This window comes from Mycobacterium sp. ZZG (assembly GCF_054786995.1).
On record NZ_JBTBFV010000064.1, the window covers coordinates 22362 to 28742 of the forward strand.

At 66.8% G+C, this 6381-nt stretch carries 6 protein-coding genes; 4 read left to right on the forward strand and 2 right to left on the reverse strand.

Going from position 1 to position 6381, the window contains the following annotated elements; translation table 11 throughout:
* Positions 1 to 75: 75 nt before the first annotated feature.
* Positions 76 to 1245: a sulfotransferase family protein gene (locus ACXMYJ_RS24770; protein WP_443188633.1), complete on the forward strand. Its 1170-nt coding sequence runs from the start codon at positions 76 to 78 to the stop codon at positions 1243 to 1245.
* Between the two features lie 39 nt (positions 1246 to 1284).
* On the opposite strand, the gene ACXMYJ_RS24775 is transcribed toward ACXMYJ_RS24770, so the two are convergent.
* On the reverse strand, positions 1285 to 2091 hold the full coding sequence (locus ACXMYJ_RS24775; protein ID WP_443188623.1) for an endonuclease/exonuclease/phosphatase family protein: 807 nt from the start codon (positions 2089 to 2091) through the stop codon (positions 1285 to 1287).
* 47 nt (positions 2092 to 2138) lie between these two features.
* On the opposite strand from ACXMYJ_RS24775, the gene ACXMYJ_RS24780 reads away from it, so the two are divergent.
* Both ACXMYJ_RS24780 and ACXMYJ_RS24785 read left to right on the forward strand, forming a co-directional pair.
* Entirely contained in the window at positions 2139 to 2693 is a 555-nt protein-coding gene (locus tag ACXMYJ_RS24780; RefSeq protein WP_260751224.1) for a nucleotidyltransferase, read from the forward strand.
* Between the two features lie 167 nt (positions 2694 to 2860).
* On the forward strand, positions 2861 to 3538 hold the full coding sequence (locus tag ACXMYJ_RS24785) for a Crp/Fnr family transcriptional regulator (RefSeq protein WP_260751223.1): 678 nt from the start codon (positions 2861 to 2863) through the stop codon (positions 3536 to 3538).
* 5 nt (positions 3539 to 3543) lie between these two features.
* Here ACXMYJ_RS24785 and ACXMYJ_RS24790 read toward each other — a convergent pair whose 3' ends face one another.
* Entirely contained in the window at positions 3544 to 5178 is a 1635-nt protein-coding gene (locus tag ACXMYJ_RS24790; protein ID WP_460359111.1) for a diguanylate cyclase domain-containing protein, read from the reverse strand.
* A gap of 734 nt (positions 5179 to 5912) precedes the next feature.
* Between ACXMYJ_RS24790 and ACXMYJ_RS24795 the strand changes: the two genes are divergently transcribed.
* Positions 5913 to 6272 (forward strand): hypothetical protein, encoded by a 360-nt coding sequence (locus ACXMYJ_RS24795; RefSeq protein WP_460359112.1) that lies wholly within the window; start codon positions 5913 to 5915, stop codon positions 6270 to 6272.
* The last annotated feature ends 109 nt before the right edge of the window (positions 6273 to 6381 follow it).

Genomic DNA, 6381 nt, shown 5'->3' on the forward strand with positions numbered 1-6381 from the left:
GCCACAGCGGATCTGGTCTATCTCGACGACCTCGCCGAACCGCGCTACAGCCCTGCGGCACAACAGCTTCGCGAGATGATGGCGACGTTGGCCGCCGACTGCCCACTCGATGTGGAGGTGCTGCACCAGCGGGCCACGGAAGCCACGGGCCTGACCGACTTCGGCCCGGACGACTATCGAGACCGCCTGCAGCGTTACGTCAGCGAGCTGCGCGAGATCGATATGCACGCCCCGGGGATCGTGAATTTCCACGCGCAGCTCGTGCAGTGGCTCAAGAATCGGTTGCTGCTGACGGAGCTGCTCGCCCGACATCCCGAGATCGAGGACATCGAGCTGGCTCCCCCGGTGGTGATCGCCGGCCTGCCACGCTCGGGCACCACCCACCTGCACAACATGCTGGCCGCGGCGCCGACCTTCCGCAGCCTGCCGTACTGGGAGAGCGTCGAACCGTTCCCGCTACCGTCCGAGACGGGGATAGAGCCCGATCCGCGGATCGCGCGCATGGACGTCGCAGTGCACACCATGGATGTGCTGATGCCACACTTCGCCCTGATGCACGAGATGACCACGGATCACGTGCACGAGGAGATCCAGCTGCTGGCCAACGACTTCTCGACGATGTTGATGGACACTCTGGCCCATGTGCCGCGCTGGACCGAGTGGTTCTGGAGCAGCGACCAGACGTCGTCGTACCGTTATCTGGTCACGCAGCTCAAGGCGCTGCAGTTCCTGCGCGGCGGACGGCGATGGGTGCTCAAGTCGCCCCAGCACCTGGGGCAGCTGCCGGCGCTCGAGGCGGTGATGCCCGGTGTCGTAGTGGTTTTCACCCATCGTGATCCGGTCCCGGTGGCGTTGTCGATGATCGCGATGGTGACCTACTCCGAGCGGATGCACCGCGACAGGGTCGACGTCACGGCGCTCGCCCATGCGTGGATCGACCGGCTGGAACGCCTGCTCGACACCTGCGTTCGGGATCGAGATCTCATCCCGGCGGAGCGCTCGGTGGACATCGTGTTCGACCAGTTCATGACTGATGAGATAGGCACCGCCGAGCGGGTGTACTCAGTGGCGGGGGAACTGCTCACCGACGATGCCCGCTCCGCGATCGCGCAATACCTGCAAGGCCACCGCCGCGGACGACACGGCCGGGTGCACACCTCGCCCGAGATGTTCGGCCTGGACCCCGACAGCCTCAGAGATCGGTTCGCGCCCTATCTGGGGCGGTTCCTGCTGACCTCGGAATAGCCTGGCAGTCGACGTATTACGCCGATTCCCCGGGTCTGCTCAGGGGTTCTGCGTCCGAGTGTCCCCGAGGTGGACCTCGGAATCCGAGCGCTGCAGATGCACGACCAGCGGCCGGTGGTCGGAGATGGGCACTCGCGGCGTCTCACACGCCGCTGCGAACAACCCGGGGTCGTCGGTCAGCACGTGATCGAGCTGCTTGGAGGGATTGTCGGCGGGGAACGTGGGGGCCGCCGCCAACTGCCTCAGCCTCGACCACCGGCGCGCAGCGGCGGCCGACATGTTCAGATCGCCGGTCAGGATCCGCGGCCACGGCAGACCGCGGACGTCGCGCATCAGCCGGCGCAATTGGACGCGGTTCCATCCCGGCACGAACGACAGATGGGTGTTGACCACGGTCAGGTTCCCCAGCGGGGTGTCGAACTGTCCGATCACCGCCGCGCGCGGCTCCTCGTGGATGACCTGCACCCGCCCGGGCGCAGCGAGATACATCGGGAACCGGAACGGGATCCGGGGCAACCGGACGACCTGCCAGTTCAATGCCGGATAGCGCGACAGCAGCGCGACGCCGTACGCAGCGGTACCGGGCTGCTCCTCTCCCGTCGCAGCCATCCAGGTCGCCCCCGGTGTGCCCGCGATCGCCGCCACGAACTGGTGACTCCGCGCGCCCATCGCCTCGGCGGCCAACGCCGTCAGATCGGCCGATCCGGAGCGCGCCTGAATCGAGTCCACCTCCTGCAGCGCCAGGATGTCGGCGTCGAGCCCGGCCACACATTCGGCGAAGCGGTCCAGATCCACGCCGTCACCGAGGGTGCGGCCGTGCAGGATGTTGAACGTCACCAACTTCATGGGTACCCAACTACCCACCTGCGACGGAAACCAACGGTGATGCCTCCATGTCCCACGACGATCTGCGTGAGTCGCTGCGGCGGGCCGCCTCGGCGCTGAAGGCCGACGGTCCACCGTTCGCGCTGGCCGGCAGCTATGCGCTGTGGGTCCACGGCGGCCCCGAACCGACCCATGACGTCGATTTCGTCGTCACCGAACAGGACGTCGAGGCGGCCGCGGCAACCCTGTCCAAAGCCGGCTTCGACATCCGCAGACCGCCCGAGGACTGGCTGTTCAAGGCCGCCCTCGGCGTGGACGAACCTGCCCTGATCGACGTGCTCCACCACATCAACGGGGTGCCGGTCGACATCGAGCTGATCGACCGTGCGCGGGTGCAGGACGTGCTGGCGCTGTCCATACCGGTGCTGACACCGACCGCGGTGGTGACACAGAAGCTGCGGGCGCTCAACGAGCACCACTGCGATTTCGCCCGGCTGATCCCGTCAGTGCGCGCGGTCCGTGAACAACTCGACTGGCCCGCGCTGCGGCAGAACACCGCCGACAACCCGTTCGCCGTCGCGTTCCTGTTCTTGTGCGAAAATCTACGAATCACCGTCGACTGACGAACGGTGTTGCACCCGAGAGGTTTTCACCGTCGGTAGCTCCCGGTGACCGGGCGAGACGGCTCGCGGAGATGACCGCGGACCTGCTACGTTACGCGTGCTCTCCCTCCTGTAATGCGTCCTTCGGCGACGCCCGCACACTCGGTCGAGAGCGAGAAAGGGACAGCGTGGACGAAGTTCTGGCACGGGCCGCCATCTTCCAGGGGGTGGACCAGAGCGCGGTCGCCGTGTTGTGCAACCAGCTGCAGGAGGTGTCGTTCCCCCGCGGCCACCGGGTCTTCAACGAGGGCGAGTTGGGTGACCGGCTCTACATCATCACCTCGGGCAGGGTGAAGGTCGGCTGCGCGACCCCGGACGGCCGCGAGAGTCTGCTGACGCTGATGGGCCCGGCCGACATGTTCGGCGAACTCGCCATCTTCGATCCGGGGCCGAGGACGAGCTCGGTCACGACGCTGACCGCCGTGCGGGCGGTGACCATGGACCGGGAGGCGCTGCGATTCTGGATCGCCGAGCGCCCGGAGATCGCCGACCAGCTACTGCGCGTACTGGCTCGCCGGCTGCGCCGCACCAACGACACGCTGTGCGACCTGATCTTCACCGACGTCCCCGGCCGTGTCGCCAAGCAATTGCTCGACCTGGCCCGCCGCTTCGGCACCCAGCAGGACGGCGCGCTGCGCGTCGAGCACGGCCTCACCCAGGAGGAGATCGCGCAACTGGCCGGCTCGTCGCGCGAGACCATCAACAAGGCGCTGTCGGACTTCGCGCAGCGCGGCTGGATCGAACAGCGGGGTAAGTCGACCATCATCCACGACCCCGCCCGGCTGGCCCGCCGAGCGCAGCGCTGACCCGATCAGTCGCAGAGGCGGTCGGGGGCGGCTTCGAAACGTGCTGTGCTGGCGCGTCCCTGCGCCTTGGCGCGATACATCGCGGCGTCCGCATCCCGGAGCACATCCCCCAGGCTGCGCCGGTCGTCGTCGCTGATCGTGGTGATGCCGATGCTGGCGCCGACCCGAAGCTTCAGCGATCCGATGAGCATCTCCTCGGCGAGCACCTCGTGCAGACATTCGGCGATCGCGTCCACATCGGCCTCCTCGACCGGTCCCATCAGCAGCACGACGAACTCGTCCCCACCGATTCGTGCCACCAGATCCTGGGGTCGCGTCGCCGAGCGCATCCGCTGGGCCACCCGGCGCAACACGTCGTCACCGATGGTGTGGCCGTGGTTGTCGTTGACCGACTTCAACCGGTCGAGGTCGATGAACAGCACCGCAGACAACCGGTCCGCGCCGGTCTGAGACATCGCCGCGGCGGCGTGGTCCAACGCGTGCCCGCGGTTCGGCAATCCGGTGAGCCAGTCGTGAGTGGCCTCGTGCAGAAGTCTCTCGCGGGCGTCGTAGTGCTCGGTGATATCGGTGAACGACATCAGAATCGGTGAGTTCTGCGGATCCTCGGGGTGCATCACGCGACCGTGACCGGTCACCCAGATCCGGGTGCCGTCGAGACGGTCGACGCCGACCACCTCCCCCCGCAGGCTCAGCCCGGTCTTCAGGATCCACTGCAGCGGATGAGAATCCGGGTCGAGCAGGCGTCCCTGGTGGTCATACATCGGCAGGTCCGCTCCATGGTTGCTGTGGTGCAGGCCGACGAGATCCTCGGCGCCGCTTCCGAGGATCCGGCGTGCTGCGGCGTTGGCGAACTGGAATCTGCCATCGCTGCCGACGATCACCACACCCTCGTGAAGGAGGTCGAGCACCGCGTGCAGTCGCTGCCCGCTGCGATCGGCGGCCACGACGGTGTCGCAGACGACGACGTAGCCGCCGCTGGTCCGGACCACCAGCACGCGCACCGCCAGCGGTGCCCCTTCAGCGTCGATGTGGGTGGTGACCACGCAACCGCTGCCTGAACGAACCAGTGCATCGGGATCGAGCGGGGCGCCGACCGCCCTCTCGACGGGCATCCCCACCACCTCGTCTGCGGACCTGCCGTAGAGGTCGTGGGCATCGGCGCTCCAGTCGGTGACGATGCCGTCGAGGGTGGTGGTGATGGTCGCCGCTGTGGGCTTGCGGTCGCCGGAGTCACCGGCGAGCACCATCGGCCGTGCCGGCATCGGGTCCCGGAAGATCACCTCGTACGTGGGATCGCCACGCTGCAGCCGCAACGCCGCCACCGCTTGGGCAGCCAACACGCTGCCGTCGACGCGCATGAGGGAATAGTCGCCGGGCCCAGAGACGTCGCCGTCCGCGCGCAAGTGGGCCAGGGCGGCGGTGACCGCGCCCAGCGACGCCGGAGCAATGAAGTCAGCTATCGGGCGATCGATGATCTCGACGGACGCTGTCGCGCCGAGCGCGCGCACCGCCACGGGGTTGACGTAGCGCACGATCTTGCCGTCGTGGATACACACCGGAACCAGGCTCCGATCGAGCAGTCGGTGATATTCGAATTCGGCCGCGGTGCAGTCTTCGCCGAAATCGTCCCGCGACGTCATCGGGTCGCTTCGACGCAGGTCGTCAAATCCGCCCCCTCCGAACGTGTCCCCTCGCCGATCAGTCGGTGCTGTCCCCTCGGCCACCTCCGCAATGCCTGAAAGGCAGGCTAGCAAGCTCGTCAGACATGGACGTGCAAACCGCATAACCTGACTTTTCGCGGCATGGCTGGGCGCCTCCATCAACGCGGGCGGCCTGCCGGTGATCACTCCGGCCCAGGGGTCGCCGCGCCGCCACGACGGCGCGCGCTGCCGGTGCCGCCGGGCTCCGGGCGCCAGGCCCGATAGCGAACCCCCTGCCGCACAGTCGGTTCGGCGAGCTGCGCCCGTGTGCACCGCATGCGGGTGCCGGAAACGACCGGCCACCACGCCAGAAGTGATGTGGGACACGGGAGCCGACGTGGCACCCATAAAGCCGGGCCGGTTGGCTAGTGTTCGCTTCGATCCGCAGCCGTGAGGTTGCCCGGCAGTCGAGGCCTTACCCGCTCGCACGATGACGCGTCGCTCATCGGCGGCGCATTCGGTGTTGCCAGTTAACTTTTTCACGATAGCCACTATGGAGGTAGGCCTTGTTGCACAGGGTAGCCTCAGCTAATCTCCAGCCAGCCTCATGGCTTTCCGTTACCCGTTATCCAGGAGTTACCGTGCAATTGGTCCGTCACGCCGGCTCAACCCCAGGCTTCTGGCCTGAGCTTTCCTCTTCTTCCCCCCGTCCAAATAGGTTGCTTGGTGCCGCTGTGGCAATTGCCGGGGCCTCGGTCATCGCCGTCAACCCGGTAGCGCCCACCCTGCCGGTGATACAGGACCGCGCCGTGGAGCTGTCCGGGTGGATCGATCCCATCGGCGTCATCGGTGAATCGCTGTCCACTACGGTGCAGAACCTGGGCAGCCAAGGCACCGGGATCCTGACCGAAGGACTTCCCGCGGCCTGGGACACCATCACGACCTCTTCGCTGTACAGCGAGATCGCCTCGGCGGTGTTCAACCCCTTCCCGGGTCTGGAGCGCTTCTTCGGCAACCTCTCGACCTATGCCGCCACTATCAACACCGGCCTGAAGGAGTCGGCCGAGGGCTCTAAGCCTGGATACACCGATTAGGTGGCGGCCTGGGTGGGTTGAAACAGCGAAATGCCCTGTCGTGGTGGGAGAATGAGATTTGTTCAGGATCCAATTCAGCCACTACGAAGGGCATCTCGTAGATGCAACT